Origin of the sequence: Rhizobium sp. 11_C7_N12_5 (assembly GCF_051811145.1) — a bacterium.
In the GTDB taxonomy this organism is placed as follows: Bacteria; Pseudomonadota; Alphaproteobacteria; order Rhizobiales; family Rhizobiaceae; genus Rhizobium; species Rhizobium lusitanum.
In genome coordinates this window covers 910390-926141 of sequence record NZ_JBPWPY010000002.1, presented here as the reverse complement: position 1 = coordinate 926141, position 15752 = coordinate 910390, and the positions used below count along the sequence as shown (strand labels likewise).

Below are 15752 nucleotides of genomic sequence, written 5' to 3'. Positions count from 1 at the left end.
AGCGTCAATCGTGGGCGGGATCTTCCCCTGATTATTGACAGTCAGATGGCACTCAAGAGCGATTGCGCAGCAGATAGGAGCGCATTGCCGTAATGCCTTCATCGATATTGGCGCGGCCGAAACCTATGCGGAATCGATCGTTCGGCGTCGAGTTGAGATCCGAGCGGTAAAGGCTGGCGGGCAACAGCAGCACGCCGGATCGTTCCACCAGATCATGCGCAAAATTCTCCACGCCGTCCCTCCCCTTGTAGCGCGGATAGCAGACGCAGCCGCCATCGGGCGTGTACCAATCGAACAGATGCTCGAACTCGGCAAACAGCGCCTTCAACTTTACCAGATTGGAGGCGATCAGCCGGTTGTTGCGGTCGAGGATCCTGTCGGCATTGAGCAAGGCGATTTTCGCCAGGCTTTCGCTCGGGCCGGCATTGCAGATGGAGAGATAGTGTTTCATCCGCTCCATCTTCGAAATCACCCCGTGATCGCGGCAGGCGATCCAGCCGATGCGCAGGCCCGGCAGTCCATAGGCTTTCGACATCACGCCCAGCGACAGGCCCCGCTCATAGGCGTCGGCCGCCGCCGGCAATACCGGTTTGCCTTCGACGGTCAGGCCGCGATAGACTTCGTCGCTGAAGAGCCAGATGCCATGCCGGCGGCAGAGATCCACCAGCGCATCGAACCGCTCCCTTTCAAGGACCTTGCCTGTGGGATTGTGCGGGAAATTGATCGAAATCAGCTTGGTATTCGGCCGGATTGCCGCGCTGACCGCGTCGATATCGAGCGACCAGCCGTCATGCGGATCAAGCGCCACGGCAGAGACGTCGCAGATGCTCAACGGTATCGTTTCGGACGATTGGTAATTGGGTGTCACGACGATCGCATGGTCGCCCTTTTCGAGAAGCGCATGCATGGCGATGTAGATGCCCTCCTCCGCTCCGGCGAAGCAAAGGATATCCGCTCGCTGCATCTGCAGATGCAGGCCGGCGATGATGTCGCGCAGTGCCGGATCACCGAAGGTCTCCGTATAGCCAAGCCATAGGTTCTCATGAGTTTGTCGCTGCTCCGGCGTCGCCATATCAAGCAGCTCCGCCATCGTCATACTCTGCGCGTCGGAGGCGGTCATGTGATAGCGCGCGCTGAACTCCCACCTCGAAAAATAGGTCTCGAGCTTGAAATCTGGCAGCAGCGGCATGGTGCATTTCTCCGACATCTATGGTGACCGGTACCGGTTGGCACCAACTCCCTACGGCCGCAAAACTAGAAGCGAGTTGACAAATTGTCAAATACAGAGTTTTTGTCTATTCCCTTAGCTGGAGTGCAGCGATGCCAGGAAAGACAGCCTCGAACATGCATGGATCGACTGCAAGCGAGGACATTATGGTCTTCGCGCCCATTGCCGAGGCGGTGGCGACCTTGCTCAAGCCACATGCAGAAGTCGTCATCCACGATCTGAGAACGCAGACGATCGCCTATATCGCCAACAACCTGTCGCGGCGCGAAGTCGGCGGCTCGTCGCTTGCAGAGTTGAAAGATATTGGGTCTTTGGGCGCAGATGTCATCGGTCCTTATCGGAAGACGAATTTCGACGGGCGCCAACTCAAGTCCATCACCTCAGTGCTGCGGAACACGGCCGGCGAGCCGTTCGGACTGCTATGCATCAATTTCGATATAGCACCGATCGAAGCGGCACGGGACGCGCTGAACCTCCTGGCGGCATTTCAGGGTGCCGGGGCGCAGCCATCCGCGCTTTTCCGCGCCGATTGGCAGGAGACGGTCAATGCCGCGATCGCGGATTTTCTCGGTGAACGGGGGCTGGCCGCCTCCGCACTCGCCAGGGAAGACCACGCCGCCCTCGTCGAGATGCTGGAACAGGAGGGCTACTTTTCCATCCGCAATCTGGTCCCCTATCTCGCCCGGTTGCTCGGCATTTCACGGGCAACCGTCTACAAGCATCTGCGCGAGGCTCGACAAAAGAAGCTGCAGACGACGAACGCCTGAGGCGCCTGTGGCGCTCGGTGGCCGAACGGTGATGGCGAACTCAGGCCGATGCGGAGATTGGAGCAAAATCGCTCATCGCGCCGGAAAAGGACTTCGGTAGGGGCGAGGCATAGGAGCTGCGTTTGCTGGTTGAGAGGCCGAGTGAAACGAGCGCTTCGGCCTGTTTGACCGCCGCGGCCACGCCGTCCACCACCGGGACGCCGTAGATCTCCTGCAATTCCCGCGCAAGATCCGTCATGCCGGCACAGCCGAGCACGATCGCCTCCGCACCGTCATCGGTGAGCGCGCGTTCGATTTCCGCCCGTAATTTTCCGATCGCGCCGGAAGACGCATTCTCAAGTTCCAGAACCGGGATATCGGAAGCGCGCACCCTGGCGCGACCACCCATGCCATAACGCTGGACGAGGTTATCGATCAGGATCCGCGACCGCTCCAGCGTGGTCACCACGCTGAATCGTTGCGCCAGGAAAGCAGCCGTTGCGACGGCCGATTCGCAGAGCCCGACAACCGGAACATCGCAAAACATGCGTGCCGCCTCGAGGCCGGTATCATCGAAACAGCAGATGATCGCGGCATCGTAGCCTGCGGCCTGCCGTTCCTTCAGTTCGCGCAGCAGGCCGGGCACGGCAAGGGCTCCATCATAATAGCCTTCGATGGAGGCCGGTCCCATCTGCGAGGTGGCGGCGATGATTTCGGTGCCGGCAGCCGCAACCGCGCGTGCTGCTATCGCCGCCTTTTCGGTCATGGAGGCGGTCGTATTCGGATTGATAAGCAATAGGCGCATGATCTCAGCTCTTCTTGGCCTGACGGCGGCCAAGCATGGTCATAATTGCGAGCGCCAGGAGAATGATGGTGAAGGAGAAGAGCGTCGTCACCGTTCCGAGCGCATAGAGCACCGGCGTCGTGACATTCGTCGTCATCCCGTAGATTTCGAGGGGTAGGGTGTTGTAGGTGCCCGACGTCATCAAAGTACGGGCGAATTCGTCATAGGACAGAGTGAAGCCGAACAGGCCGACGCCGATCAGGCTCGGCGCGATCATCGGCAGCAGGACATGGCGGAAGGTCTGCCACGACGTGGCGCCCAGGTCCCGCGCAGCTTCTTCATATGCTGGCGAGAAGCGGTTGAAGACGGCGAACATGATCAGCACGCCGAAGGGCAAGGTCCAGGTCAGATGCGCGCCGAAGGCCGAGGAATACCAGGCGGGGGCAAGACCGCCCTGCTGGAAGACCACGCCGATGCCGAGCGAGATGATGATCGACGGCACCACGAGGCTCGCGACCGTGGCATAGAACAGAAATGTCGATCCGCGGAACCGGCGGCGAAAAGCAAGGCCTGCCAACAGCGAGACGACGACGGTCACGATCATCACCATGATGCCGAGGATCAGGGATCGCTGGAACGAGGCGCCGAAATCGCCGACCGCCTGCTTCTCGAAGAGATTGGCGAACCAATGCAGCGACATCCCGTTCAACGGAAAGGTCAGGCCGCCATCTGGACCCTGGAAGGACAGGATGACGATCGCCGACAGCGGGCCGTAAAGGAACAGCACGAAAATGGTGAAGAAGATCGCCAGGACATAAAATTCCAGGCTGCGCTTTTCGTGGTTCATCTCAAAGCTCCTTGCGGATATCGACGATGCGCAGGATGGCGGCGACCATCAGCAGCACGACGACGAGCAGCACCACGGCATTGGCGGCCGCAGCCGGATATTGCAGCAGCGACATCTGGTTCTTCATCATCAGGGCGATGGACGCGCTCTGGCCGCCGGACATCACCTGCACGGTCGAAAAATCCGCCATGACGAGGGTGACGACGAAGATGCTGCCGATCGCCATGCCGGGCTTGGCAAGCGGGATCACCACGTTCCAGAGCACCTGCCATCCGCTGGCGCCGGCGTCGCGAGCGGCCTCGAACAGCGAGCGATCGATGCGCATCAGCGTGTTGAAGATCGGCGTCACCATGAACAGCGTATAGAGGTGCACCATGGCCAGCACGACGGCGAAATCCGAATAGAGCAGCCATTCGATCGGCTTCGGTATGAGGCCCAGCTCGATCAACGTCGAATTGACCAGCCCGTTGCGCCCGAGCACCGGGATCCACGAGATCATGCGGATGATGTTCGATGTCATGAACGGCACGGTGCAGACGAGAAAGAGGATCATCTGGGTCGATGTGCGGCGGATGTGGAAAGCGAGGAAATACGCGACCCAGAAGCCGATGAATAGTGTCAGACCCCAGACAATGACAGTGAATTTCAATGTGTTGAGGTAGGTTTTCCAAGTAACCCATGAACCTAGCGTGTCGGTGTAGTTCGTGGTCAGGAAGGCGGGATAGAGGCCGGCGAAATCATAGTCCCAGAAACTGACCACGCCGATCATCGCGATCGGCAACAGGAAGAAGAAGCCGAGGATCAGAAAGAGCGGCGTTGCCTGGAGATAGGAAACGAGCCCCAGGGGCACGCGAAAGCTGCGCCCTGATTTTGCTGTTGCTTGGTCCGTTTCTGATGAAGCGATCGTCGCCATAGCCCGGTTTCTCCGTTAGCGGCTTCCTCCCCCCAACGTGGGCGGGGAGAGGATTTAATGGGTAGAGGCGGTACCGATTAGGCCGCGATGAATTCGTTCCAGCGGCGGACCATGTAGCGGTCTTCGTCCATGACCGAGTTCCAGCAAGCAACCGCGCCCATGCGGGCCTCGAAGGAACCGCCGTCGCGAACGGCGCCGGCCTTCTCCATGACCTTGCCTTCCGGAGACAGGATATCGCCCTGCGCCGGCTTGCCTTCGATCCAGTAGCCCCATTCGTCGGCCGACATGAAGCCCTTGGCGGTTTCCATGCAGGCGGAATAGTAGCCTTGGCGGTTGAGGTAGCCGCCGACCCAGCCGGACGTGTACCAGTTGATGTATTCATAGGCGGCGTCGAGCTGGGCGCCCTTCAGATGCGAGGCGAGGCCGAGACCGCCGCCCCAGGCGCGATAGCCTTCCTTGAGCGGCTGGAAGGTGCAGGCGATGCCCTTCGAGCGAACGGCAGCGACAGCCGGCGACCACATCGACTGGATGACGACTTCGCCTGAGGCCATCAGGTTGACGCTTTCGTCGAAGGACTTCCAGAAGGCGCGGAACTGGCCTTCACCCTTGGTCTTGATCAGGAAATCGATCGTCTTGTCGATTTCCGCCTTCGTCATGTTGCCCTTGTTGGCATATTTGATCTTGCCGGCGGCTTCCATGATCATTGCGGCATCCATAATGCCGATCGACGGGATGTTGAGGATGGCGGTCTTGCCCTTGAAGGCCGGGTCGAGAATATCGGCCCAGCTGGTGATCGGACGGCCTGTCAGGTCGGGACGAATGCCGAGCGTGTCGGCGTTATAGATGGTCGGAACCATCGTCATCCACTGCGTCGGCTCCTTGGCGAATTTCTTGGAACCCTGGCCTTCGACGAAACCGACCGTGTGCGGCGCCGTGCCCTGAGCGATGACGCTGTCCGGCTTCAGCTTGCCGTTGATGAACAGCGGTACGATCTTGTCGTAATATTTCAGCTTCTTGACATCCATCGGCTGTAGGACGCCGACGGGGAACACCTTCTTGGCGATCCAGTATTCGATGTCGGCGATGTCGTAGCTGTTCGGCTGCGTGACGGCGCGCTGAGCGGCAGCGTCGGAATCGGTCGCGGTCATCTCCAGCGTGATGCCGAGATCAGCCTTGCACTTCTCGGCAATGGCATTGATGTTCGAAACGCCGGTGCCGAACTGGCGCAGCGTGATGTTCGACTGTGCCCAGATGGTCGGAAAGCCGGTGATGAGGCCGGAGCCTGCGATGGCGCCGGCGGCAGCAGCGCCGGTCTTCAGCAATGAACGGCGGGAAATGCCCTTTGCTGCCTTGGTAGTCTTCGTTTCAGTGGTCATGTCAGTTCCCCTTTTGTGATGCTTAGGATTCATGCGGAAATGCGACCGAGGAGGATGGCATCCTCCATGCCCCAACTCAGAGAGACGGCATCGCCGACCGATAGGAATTTGGCGGCGCTATCGTCGTTGCTTGCGATAACGGTGAAATCGTCGCTGCCGGCGCCGATGACGGTAATCTTCACCGTCGCTCCGCGGTATTCGATGTTGGAGACGACGCCATTGAAGCCGAGGCCCTTTTCGGCGGATTGCGAAAGGCGGACGCGATCGGTGCGGATACCGAAGTCGACCGGCTCTCCGACCTGGCGACCGGCGCCCCGCACGGAAAAGCTTTGTCCTTCCGGCGCGGTCATGGTGATGATGCCGTCATCGCTCGCCGTCACCCGGCCGGACAGCACATTGTGGTCGCCCATGAAGCGCGCAACGAAGGCAGTCGCAGGACGTTCGAAAACCTCTCGCGGCGAAGCCGCCTGCTCGATGCGGCCGTCGTTCATGATGACCATGATGTCGGCAAGCGCCATCGCCTCTTCCTGGCTGTGCGTGACATGGACGAAGGTGATGCCCAGCGTCTTCTGCAGCTTTTTCAGCTCGGCGCGCATGCGGATCTTCAGGAACGGATCGAGCGCCGACAAGGGCTCGTCCAGCAGCAACGCCTCGGGATCGGTGATCAGGGCGCGAGCGAGCGCCACGCGCTGTTGCTGGCCGCCCGAAAGCTGGGCCGGACGGCGGGTCGCATAGGCTTCCATCTGCATGAGCTTCAGCATTTCGAGCGCCTTGGCGCGACGCTCCTCCTTGGCGACACCTTTCATCTTCAGGCTGAAGGCGACGTTGTCGATGAGATCGAGATGCGGAAACAGCGCGTAGGACTGGAACATCATCGCCGTGCCGCGCTTGGCAGGCGGAAAATCGGTGACGACGATATTTCCCAGCCGGACATCGCCCGACGAAATGCTTTCATGCCCCGCGATCATGCGCAGGGTCGATGTCTTGCCGCAGCCGGACGGGCCGAGAAAGCAACAATAAGACCCTGCCGGTATTTTGAGGCTGATCGCATGCACTGCCGTCGTCGTGCCGTAGACCTTCGAAACGGACGCTATATCTATCTCTGCCGCTTTCGACATCATCTTCCCCTTTTGTCTGGGAAAGACAGTGCATCAATCGTGCCAGTTTTGCTGCGCCGCACTAACTGTTTGCGATCTTTGTATTTTTATAGAGATCTAAAATAAATACCCTTCACGAGGCAATCGACCGTCTGCACATGAAATAGGCTATTGTCCTCGATAAGTGCAGATAATTGTATACGATTTGACTTTATTTATGCATCAAATTCCGTTTAACTTTTGCAGCAAACCGCGATATCATTTCTCTGATAATCAGGTATGCGATTTCATGAATTCTCAAGCAGACGCGCTGCAGGCGCCCGGCGACTCCACGGAAAACGGTGCACAACAGATCCGCGATGCCCTTCGCGAGGCAATCGTCGAGCGCAGGCTCTCGCCCGGTACGAAACTATCCGAGAGCGATGTGGGCAGCCTGTTCAATGTCAGCCGCACACTGGCGCGCGCCGCCCTGCAGGCTCTTTCCTATGAGGGTCTCGTCAGCGTCGAGAAGAACAGAGGTGCCTTTGTCGCCTACCCTTCCCCCGATGAGGCCAGACAGATCTTCGCGGCTCGCCGTCTGGTGGAGCCCGGCATTCTCAAATCTGCGGCCGAACGTATCACGCCGGCTCAGCTCAAGCACCTGAGGCAGCTCCTCATAGAAGAAGGGCGGCTGATGAGCGAGCGTGGTCAATCCGCTCGTCGCGCCGAGATCAAGGCATCAGGCGATTTCCATCTGATGCTGGCTTCGATTTCCGGCAACCTCATCATGCAGCGTTTCATGGAAGAGCTGGTCGCGCGCTCCTCGCTGGTGATCGCACTCTACGGCCAGTCGAGCGCCTCGAGCTGTGGCCATGCTGAACATGGCGGCATCATCACCGCGCTCGAACGCAAGGATATCGATACGGCCTGCCATCTGATGCTTCATCATATCGCGCATATCGAAGCCGATCTCGATCTGCGCGAGCGCAAGAGCTTTGGCCTCAAGGAAGCCTTCGAGCGCTAAGGGGTCGCCCATATCGGTGCGGCACCCGAACGATTGAGTTTCAGCAGTGAAGGAGAAAGATTTGAGCGCGATCGAGACGCTTTTTACCCGAGCCAAGCTCGCCGACGGCGCAATAAAGGACATCGGCGTTACTGACGGACGCATCGTTTCGATCGAGCCGGCAGGATCGGTAGTCACAGCGGGCGAGATCGTCGAACTCGAAGGCGCGCTGGTCGTTCCCGGTTTTGTCGAGGGACATATCCATCTCGATACAAGTTTTTATGGCGACGCCTGGATACCGCACAAGCCCTGCACCAATGGCTTCGACGTCCACGAACGCGTCGCATTTCAGGCTGAGAACATGGCGCAGGCAGCGCCCATGGACGTGCGGGCGAGGAACCAGCTCGACCTCTGCATTGCCAATGGCAGCACGCATATGCGCAGCCATGTCATGGTCGACGGCTCCGTTGGGCTGAAATCGCTCGAAACCGTGCTCGCCGTGCGTGAGGAATATCGCGGACTGATCGATATCCAGCTTGTCGCCTTTCCGCAAAGCGGCATTCTGAAGAGCCCCGGCACGCCGCAATTGATGGACGAAGCGGTCGCGATGGGTGCCGATCTCGTCGGCGGCCTTGATCCGGCAAGCTTCGACCGCGATGTCGAGAAGCATCTCGACGTCGTTTTCGGTATTGCCGAAAAGCATGGCGTCGATGTCGATATTCACCTCCATGATGGCGGCACGCTCGGCCTGTTCACCATCGAGCAGATCTGCGCCCGCACGCGCGCCCTTTCCATGGGCGGACATGTCGCGGTCAGCCACGCCTACGGGCTCGGCGATCTCTCAAGCGAGGCGGCAAAGCGCGCCGCCACTCTCATTGCCGAGAGCGGCGTTTCCATCATGACCAATGCGCCGGGCAATCACGCCTTCCCGCCAGTCGCTATGCTTCGCGCAGCAGGCGTCACCGTCTTCAGCGGCAGCGACAACATTCGCGACTCCTGGTGGCCCTATGGCGATGGCGATATGCTCGGACGCGCGATGATGATCGGCTATCGCTCCGGCTTCTATACCGATGACGAGCTGAGGGCCGCCTTCGACATCGTTACCGAAAGCGGTGCCAAGGCGCTGCGCCTTGAAGACTATGGCTTGCGCGTCGGCGCGAAAGCCGATTTTGTGACTTTGAAGGCTGAGCATGTGCCCGAGGCGGTCGTCGCGGTTCCGAAAGGGCGTTGCGTTTACAAGGCCGGCAAGCTCATCGCCAGAGACGGTGCCGTCCTGCGGAACTGACAAAGCACCGGCATTCAGCTTGCGAAAATAAGGTAGCCCGATGCTCGACCTGGTGATTTCTAATGTTCGTATCGCCAACCGCGAGGGCTGCTTCGACATCGGCATCAGGGACGGCAGGATTGCCGCAATCGAACATGCCTTGGCAACCGATGCACCGCGGCAGGATATGTGCGGCTGCCTCGCCTTTGGCGGCTTCGTCGATAGCCATATCCATCTCGACAAGGCCTGCATTCTCGATCGCTGCCTGATATGCGAGGGAACGCTGGAGGAAGCGGTCCGTGAGACTGCCAAAGCAAAAGCCGGCTTCACAACCGAGGACGTCTACGCACGCGCGGCCCGTGTCGTCGAAAATGCCATCCTGAACGGTACGACAGCGATGCGGACCTTCGTGGAGGTCGATCCTCGTGCCGGCTTTCGTTCGCTGGATGCGATCAGGCAGATCAGGCGCACCTATGCCTGGGCGATAGATATTCAGATCTGTGCCTTTGCCCAGGAGGGCCTTACGAACGAGCCTGAAACGACGGACATGCTGGATCGCGCGCTCACCGACGGGGCGGATCTCATCGGCGGCTGTCCCTACACCGATCCCGATCCCCAGGCTCATATCACCAGGATTTTCGATCTGGCCGAGCGCCATGGTGTCGACGTCGATTTCCATCTCGATTTCGATCTCAATCCGTCAGGCTCCGCGATCCCGGCGGTCGTGGCGGAAACCAAGCGGCGGGGCTATGGCGGCCGTGTTTCCATCGGCCATGCCACGAAGCTTTCTGCCATGTCGACACAGGCGGCCGACGAGCTTGCCGCGCGTCTTGCCGATGCCGGGATAGCCGTGACGGTGCTACCAGCAACGGATCTCTTCCTGCTCGGCCGTGACAGGGATCATCTTATCCCGCGCGGCCTCGCTCCGGCGATGCTGCTTACGGCCAGCGGCGTCACCGTGACGGCGGCGACAAACAATGTTCTCAATCCCTTCACTCCTTACGGCGACGTCTCGCTTGGCCGCATGGCCAATCTCTTCGCCAATGTGGCGCAACTCTCGCGGGATGAAGATATCGGAAGGGCATTCGACATGGTTACGGCCAATGCCGCCCGCCTGATGCGACGCAACTATGGTCTGGAACCGGGCGCACCCGCGGATATAGTAGTAGCGGACGCTGCCGATCCACTATCGATGATCCGAGAAATCCGCCAGCCCATAGCCGGCTGGAAGAACGGCAAGCAGACGTTCGTACGGCCGCAGCCGCGCCTGTTGCCTCCTGCAAGCTAGGCCACGAATGGGGCCTCACCCGCCTATCGCTTCAACTCCCGCTCGAATTTCTCGATCTGCTGCAAGATCCATGGATCGTCGGCGGAATACTGAATCGTCTCGGCCTCCAGCCGCCGCTGGCGACGACGCCTAATCCAGTCGATGAAAGCGAGAAGCAGCCGCATGCGTATATCCAAGTCTTTCAGTATCTGCGAGGCCCGACTACCAGGCGTAAGCCGCAAGGTAGTCGGGCCTCGACAACCGCAAGGCGTTGCGGCAACTATCTATTTGCCCGCGCCTAAATGAACGGTAGCTGAACACATTTACACGGAAAGATGGTTTTCTTCTCGGCCTTCGCATCCATAGGGAAGCTTGACGAGCTACAACCCATGCTCTGAAGAAGCCAAAAGCAGCCGGCATCGGCGACATGGTTCAGGGATGAAAAGCTTTTTTATGCGAGCGTACCGCTATCGCCCAATCTGACCTAGCCGAGCAGAATGACCACCGCTAAACAACGCCACGTCGCTTCCGATTTCCCCGGAGCGGCACAAGCTTGGCCTCGCCTTTGCGAGGCCTTTTTCTTTTTGGCAGCGATGTTGCTACCGGCGCGGCTCGCCGCCCGGTGCATAGACCGTGTCCTGTTCGAAACGGAAGACGGCGCCGCAGCGGCAACGCATCATATGCTTGCGCGGGTCGGGCGACGGCCGTTCGGTGGAGAAGCCGCGGGGCATCTCATCGATCTTGAAATCGCGGCTGGGTGCCCGACGGTTGTCGGTCTCGGAAACCTCGGCAAAACCGGCGTGCCCGCATCTCGCACATTCCAGCTTCCGTGAATATCGATCTCGCGCGGCCATTCTCTTCCAACTCGGGGACTCACATTGGGCCCTTTCTATCAGCGCTATCAGCACTCTTGAAGACCGCGCGATCTCGCTGTCCCGCCTTCTTCCCATGGATCCGCTCAATCTTGATGCCGAACACAGAAAAATTCGGCTTACCGGAAAAAGAGATTGACCTGATGGCAGATGTCAGACCAATTTATCGACCCATGATCAAGACGATGCTCACACCCCTTCCCTCCATCGACCGGACGCAGCAAGTCATCGACGCGCTGTCGACCTTCATCGAGTCGTCGAAACTCCGGGCGGGCGACCGGTTGCCCACGGAGCGCGAGTTGATGGCGGCGCTTTCCGTTGGGCGCTCGACCATCCGGGAGGTGCTCACCTATTTCCAGGCTCTGGGTGTCATGGAAACCCGCAAGGGCAGCGGCACCTATCTGCTGAAGCCTGTTTCCAAGGGCACCATCCACATGCCCCTGTCGCTCGACCCGCCGCATCTGCGCGATGCTCTGCTGCAGACGCTGGAGGTTCGTCGCGGCATCGAATGCGAGGCCGGCATGGTGGCGGCCAGGAAACGCACCTCCGAGGACATCGTCATCATCGAGCAGAAGCTCAACGAGATGGAACGCGTCCACATGGCCAAGGGCACGTCTGGACCTGAGGATCTCGCCTTTCACCTGGCAGTCTACGACGCCACGCACAATCCGTTGTTCAAGCAACTGCTCGAACAGATGCGCGAAACCTTCGAGCGCTTCTGGTCTCATCCATTCGACCGGCAGGACTTCGCCCGCCGATCCTTTCCCTTTCACCGCACCCTGTTCAACGCGATCGTCGACCAGGATCCCGAAGCGGCGCGCGCCGAAACACTGAAAATTCTCGACGTCGTCGAGGAAGACATCAAGGAAATGTCCAAATGACTGACGGGCTAGAGCCGTTCGATCTTGCGTCCCTCATAACAGCCCACGACGAAGGCAATTTCGCCGAGGCCGTGGTGCCGCCGATCTTTCAGACATCGTTGTTCACCTTCTCCAGCTATGACGAGATGATCGCCTCCTATCGCGGCGAGAAGGTGCGGCCGATCTATACGCGCGGCCTCAACCCGACCGTGCGTATGTTCGAGGAAATGCTGGCTAAGCTCGAAGGCGGCGAGGATGCGCTCGGATTCGCAAGCGGCATGGCCGCAATCTCGTCCGCCGTGCTGAGCTTCGTCGAGCCGGGCGACCGGATCGTGGCGGTCAAGCATGTCTATCCCGATGCCTTCCGTCTCTTCGGCACGGTTCTGAAGCGCATGAAGGTCGAAGTGACCTATGTCGATGGCCGCGATGAGGAAGCCGTCGCCAAGGCCCTGCCCGGCGCCAAGGTCTTCTATATGGAGAGCCCGACGAGCTGGGTCATGCAAGCGCACGATGTCGGCGCTCTCGCAGCCCTTGCCAAGAAGCACGGCGTCGTCTCGATGATCGACAACAGCTGGGCCACTCCCTATTTCCAGCAGCCCTTGAAGCTCGGCGTCGATCTCGTCATCCATTCCGCCTCCAAATATCTTGGCGGCCACAGCGATGTGGTGGCGGGTGTGGTGGCCGGCTCGAAGGAGATGATCGCGCGGCTGAAAGCCGAAGCCTATCCCTATCTCGGCGGCAAGCTCTCGCCCTTCGATGCCTGGCTCCTGATCCGCGGCCTTCGCACCCTGCCGATCCGCATGAAGGCACATGAAGCCGCGGCGATGACGATTGCCAAGCGGCTGCAGGAACTCGACGTCGTCGAGCAGGTCTGCCATCCGGGCCTTGCCAATCGGTTGCCTTCCGGCCTCAACGGCACGTCTGGCCTGTTTTCCTTCATCTTCCGTGAAGGCGTGGATATCCGCACCTTCGCCGACCGTCTCAGGCTCTTCAAACTGGGCGTGAGCTGGGGCGGGCATGAGAGCCTGATCGTGCCTGGCGAAGTCGTGCTGCAGCAAAAGGCGCAGCCGAATTCCGCCCACACATTCGGCATCAATCCACGCTCCGTGCGGCTCCATATCGGCCTCGAAGGAACCGAGGCGCTGTGGAGAGAACTCGAGGAGGCGATCGCCGCCGCCTCGTGACGTCAGCAACCCAAAAGGAAAACCTAAAAAGGGGGAACCAAGCATGAAAAGACTGATAACCGCAGCACTCTTCACCGCCATGATGGCCGGCACGGCCTTTGCCGACACGACGCTGAAGCTCGTCGAAGTGATCACCAGCCCGGAGCGCACCGAGACGCTGAAGTCGATCGTCGCCCAGTTCGAAGCAGCCAATCCCGGCACCAAGGTCGATATCATCTCGCTGCCCTGGAACGAAGCCTTCCAGAAGTTCGCGACCATGGTCTCTGCCGGCGACACGCCCGACGTCATGGAAATGCCGGACACTTGGCTTTCGCTCTATGGTAACAACGGCATGCTCGAAAGCCTTGAACCTTACCTGGCGAAGTGGGACCATACTAAGGAACTGACGCCGCGCGCACTCCAGCTCGGCCGCGACGTGAAGAACACCGCCTATATGCTGCCCTACGGCTTCTATCTGCGCGCCATGTTCTACAACAAGAAGCTTCTGAAGGACGCCGGCGTCAGCGAGCCGCCGAAGACGTTGGACGATTTCGTCAAGGCTTCCGAAGCGGTTTCGAAGCTGCCGGGCAAATATGGCTACTGCATGCGCGGCGGGCCTGGCGGCCTGAACGGCTGGATGATCTTTGCCGCCTCCATGGCCGGCGACAACAAATACTTCAAGGATGACGGCACCTCGACGATGAACAGCCCGGGCTGGGCCAAGGGCATCGAATGGATGGTTGACCTCTACAAGAAAGGCTTGGCGCCGAAGGATAGCGTCAACTGGGGCTTCAACGAAGTCGTTGCCGGCTTCTATTCCGGCACCTGCGCCTTCCTCGACCAGGATCCGGACGCCCTGATTGCCGTCGCCGAGCGCATGAAAAAGGATGATTTCGGCGTTGCGCCGCTGCCGAAGGGACCGGACGGAAAATCCTTCCCGACCATCGGCTATGGCGGCTGGTCGATGTTCTCCACCAGCCAGAACAAGGATCTCTCCTGGAAGCTGATCGCAACGCTCGAGGGGCCGGAAGGCAACCTCACCTGGAACAAGAAGATCGGCGCCCTGCCGGCCTATACGGCGGCGGAGAAGGATCCCTTCTATGCGGGTGACCAGTTCAAGGGCTGGTTCCAGGAACTGGCCGACAAGGACACCGTTCCGACAGTGATGCCGACCTACCTTGAGGAATTCGCCTTCTTCAAGGATTCGCTCGCCATCAAGACCTCGCAGCAGGCGCTGCTCGGCGATATCTCCGCGAAGGATCTTGCCGATCAGTGGGCAGACTATCTGACCAAGGCGCAGCAGAAGTTCCTTGCCAAGAAATAATCCACATATCCGGCGGCGGAGCGATCCGCCGCCGCTCTTGCCCACCTGAAACAGACGGCGTCCGAACGCCGCGAACGGGAACTCTTGCAGATGACTTCGATCACCGACACGCTCGACAGGCGTCACGACCAAAGGCCGTGGCTGAAACGCCTCGCCGACGCCTCGGAGCCTTATCTCTACAGCGCCCCTGCCCTCATCCTCATCATAGCCGTGATGCTGGTGCCGCTGGCGATCGGCATTTCCTACGCATTTCGCGATATCCAATTGCTCAATCCATTTTCGGGCGGCTTCATCGGCCTGCAGCACTTCCGCGACCTCTCCAAGGATGCAGCCTTCTACGGCGCGCTGAAGAACACGCTCTGGTGGACCGGCGCATCCGTCGTGCTGCAATTCATCTTCGGGCTGATCCTCGCCCTTTTGCTCGACAAGCCCTTCCTCGGCAGGTCGATCGTGCAGGCGCTGGTGTTCCTGCCTTGGGCGGTTCCCTCGTTCCTGGCCGGCCTCAACTGGTCATGGCTCTTCAATCCCGTCATAGGCCCGATCCCGCATTGGCTTTACGCCATGGGGTTGATGAGCGAGCCGGGTAACATTCTTTCCGATCCGCACTATGCGATGTGGGGGCCGATCATCGCCAATGTCTGGTGGGGCATCCCCTTCTTTGCGATCACGCTGCTGGCCGCGCTTCAGGCAATCCCGCGCGATCTCTATGAAGCGGCCTCCATCGATGGCGCCGGCTGGTTCGAGCGCTTCCGCTCTATCACGCTTCCCTTCCTCGCGCCGACCATCGCCATCACGGTACTCCTGCGTACGGTCTGGGTTTCCAACTTCGCCGACCTGATCGTCGTCATGACGGGCGGCGGACCGGCCGACCGCACGCAGATCGTCGCGAGCTACATCTTCACGCAGGCCTTCAGGCGGCTGGACTTCGGTTATGCCTCGGCCATCGCGTTGGTGCTGCTGGTCCTGCTGCTTGCCTATTCCATGCTGATCATCCTGCTGCGGCAGACCCTGCTGAACAAGGATTGAGCC

16 protein-coding genes are annotated in these 15752 nt (G+C 59.9%); 8 read left to right on the top strand and 8 right to left on the bottom strand.

Features of this window, described 5'->3' with window-relative positions; all coding sequences use genetic code 11:
• Nucleotides 1-52 precede the first annotated feature (52 nt).
• Nucleotides 53-1189 (bottom strand): aminotransferase class I/II-fold pyridoxal phosphate-dependent enzyme, encoded by a 1137-nt coding sequence (locus AB8B29_RS23330; protein WP_113102281.1) that lies wholly within the window; start codon nt 1187-1189, stop codon nt 53-55.
• A gap of 131 nt (nt 1190-1320) precedes the next feature.
• On the opposite strand from AB8B29_RS23330, the gene AB8B29_RS23325 reads away from it, so the two are divergent.
• Nucleotides 1321-1995: a helix-turn-helix transcriptional regulator gene (locus AB8B29_RS23325; RefSeq protein WP_081938739.1), complete on the top strand. Its 675-nt coding sequence runs from the start codon at nt 1321-1323 to the stop codon at nt 1993-1995.
• 40 nt (nt 1996-2035) lie between these two features.
• Here AB8B29_RS23325 and AB8B29_RS23320 read toward each other — a convergent pair whose 3' ends face one another.
• The 5 genes from AB8B29_RS23320 to AB8B29_RS23300 form a co-directional block, all read right to left on the bottom strand.
• Nucleotides 2036-2779: an aspartate/glutamate racemase family protein gene (locus tag AB8B29_RS23320; RefSeq protein WP_037197506.1), complete on the bottom strand. Its 744-nt coding sequence runs from the start codon at nt 2777-2779 to the stop codon at nt 2036-2038.
• 4 nt (nt 2780-2783) lie between these two features.
• Nucleotides 2784-3605, bottom strand: coding sequence for an ABC transporter permease (locus AB8B29_RS23315; RefSeq protein WP_113102280.1), 822 nt, complete (start codon nt 3603-3605; stop codon nt 2784-2786).
• Between the two features lies 1 nt (nt 3606).
• Complete coding sequence (locus tag AB8B29_RS23310) at nt 3607-4518, bottom strand: ABC transporter permease (RefSeq protein WP_037197502.1); 912 nt, start codon at nt 4516-4518, stop codon at nt 3607-3609.
• A 77-nt stretch (nt 4519-4595) separates the two neighbouring features.
• Entirely contained in the window at nt 4596-5894 is a 1299-nt protein-coding gene (locus tag AB8B29_RS23305) for an ABC transporter substrate-binding protein (RefSeq protein ID WP_037197500.1), read from the bottom strand.
• Between the two features lie 29 nt (nt 5895-5923).
• A complete protein-coding gene (locus AB8B29_RS23300; protein WP_037197499.1) occupies nt 5924-7012 on the bottom strand; it encodes an ABC transporter ATP-binding protein in 1089 nt (362 codons plus the stop codon).
• Between the two features lie 268 nt (nt 7013-7280).
• Between AB8B29_RS23300 and AB8B29_RS23295 the strand changes: the two genes are divergently transcribed.
• The 3 genes from AB8B29_RS23295 to AB8B29_RS23285 all read left to right on the top strand — a co-directional run bounded on the left by AB8B29_RS23295 (nt 7281) and on the right by AB8B29_RS23285 (nt 10525).
• Nucleotides 7281-7994, top strand: coding sequence for a GntR family transcriptional regulator (locus AB8B29_RS23295; RefSeq protein WP_037197498.1), 714 nt, complete (start codon nt 7281-7283; stop codon nt 7992-7994).
• A gap of 61 nt (nt 7995-8055) precedes the next feature.
• Nucleotides 8056-9258: an amidohydrolase family protein gene (locus AB8B29_RS23290; protein WP_037197497.1), complete on the top strand. Its 1203-nt coding sequence runs from the start codon at nt 8056-8058 to the stop codon at nt 9256-9258.
• A gap of 40 nt (nt 9259-9298) precedes the next feature.
• The gene (locus AB8B29_RS23285) at nt 9299-10525 is read left to right on the top strand and encodes an amidohydrolase family protein (protein WP_037197496.1); all 1227 of its coding nucleotides are present in this window, start codon (nt 9299-9301) and stop codon (nt 10523-10525) included.
• Between the two features lie 23 nt (nt 10526-10548).
• Here the strand turns inward: AB8B29_RS23285 and AB8B29_RS23280 are convergent, their stop codons facing one another.
• Together AB8B29_RS23280 and AB8B29_RS23275 are read right to left on the bottom strand one after the other, a co-directional pair.
• Nucleotides 10549-10689, bottom strand: a complete 141-nt coding sequence (locus tag AB8B29_RS23280; protein WP_167669602.1) for a hypothetical protein — start codon at nt 10687-10689, stop codon at nt 10549-10551.
• 414 nt (nt 10690-11103) lie between these two features.
• Nucleotides 11104-11358 carry a hypothetical protein gene (locus tag AB8B29_RS23275; RefSeq protein ID WP_037197495.1) on the bottom strand — a complete coding sequence of 85 codons (255 nt, stop codon included), beginning with the start codon at nt 11356-11358 and terminating at the stop codon, nt 11104-11106.
• A gap of 203 nt (nt 11359-11561) precedes the next feature.
• On the opposite strand from AB8B29_RS23275, the gene AB8B29_RS23270 reads away from it, so the two are divergent.
• The 4 genes from AB8B29_RS23270 to AB8B29_RS23255 all read left to right on the top strand — a co-directional run bounded on the left by AB8B29_RS23270 (nt 11562) and on the right by AB8B29_RS23255 (nt 15749).
• A complete protein-coding gene (locus tag AB8B29_RS23270; protein WP_092575761.1) occupies nt 11562-12257 on the top strand; it encodes a FadR/GntR family transcriptional regulator in 696 nt (231 codons plus the stop codon).
• On the top strand, nt 12254-13420 hold the full coding sequence (locus AB8B29_RS23265) for a PLP-dependent transferase (RefSeq protein WP_037197493.1): 1167 nt from the start codon (nt 12254-12256) through the stop codon (nt 13418-13420). The genes AB8B29_RS23270 and AB8B29_RS23265 overlap by 4 nt, the downstream gene beginning before the upstream one ends.
• 43 nt (nt 13421-13463) lie before the next feature.
• Nucleotides 13464-14723 (top strand): ABC transporter substrate-binding protein, encoded by a 1260-nt coding sequence (locus AB8B29_RS23260; RefSeq protein WP_037197492.1) that lies wholly within the window; start codon nt 13464-13466, stop codon nt 14721-14723.
• A gap of 90 nt (nt 14724-14813) precedes the next feature.
• Nucleotides 14814-15749: a carbohydrate ABC transporter permease gene (locus AB8B29_RS23255; RefSeq protein ID WP_037197490.1), complete on the top strand. Its 936-nt coding sequence runs from the start codon at nt 14814-14816 to the stop codon at nt 15747-15749.
• The last annotated feature ends 3 nt before the right edge of the window (nt 15750-15752 follow it).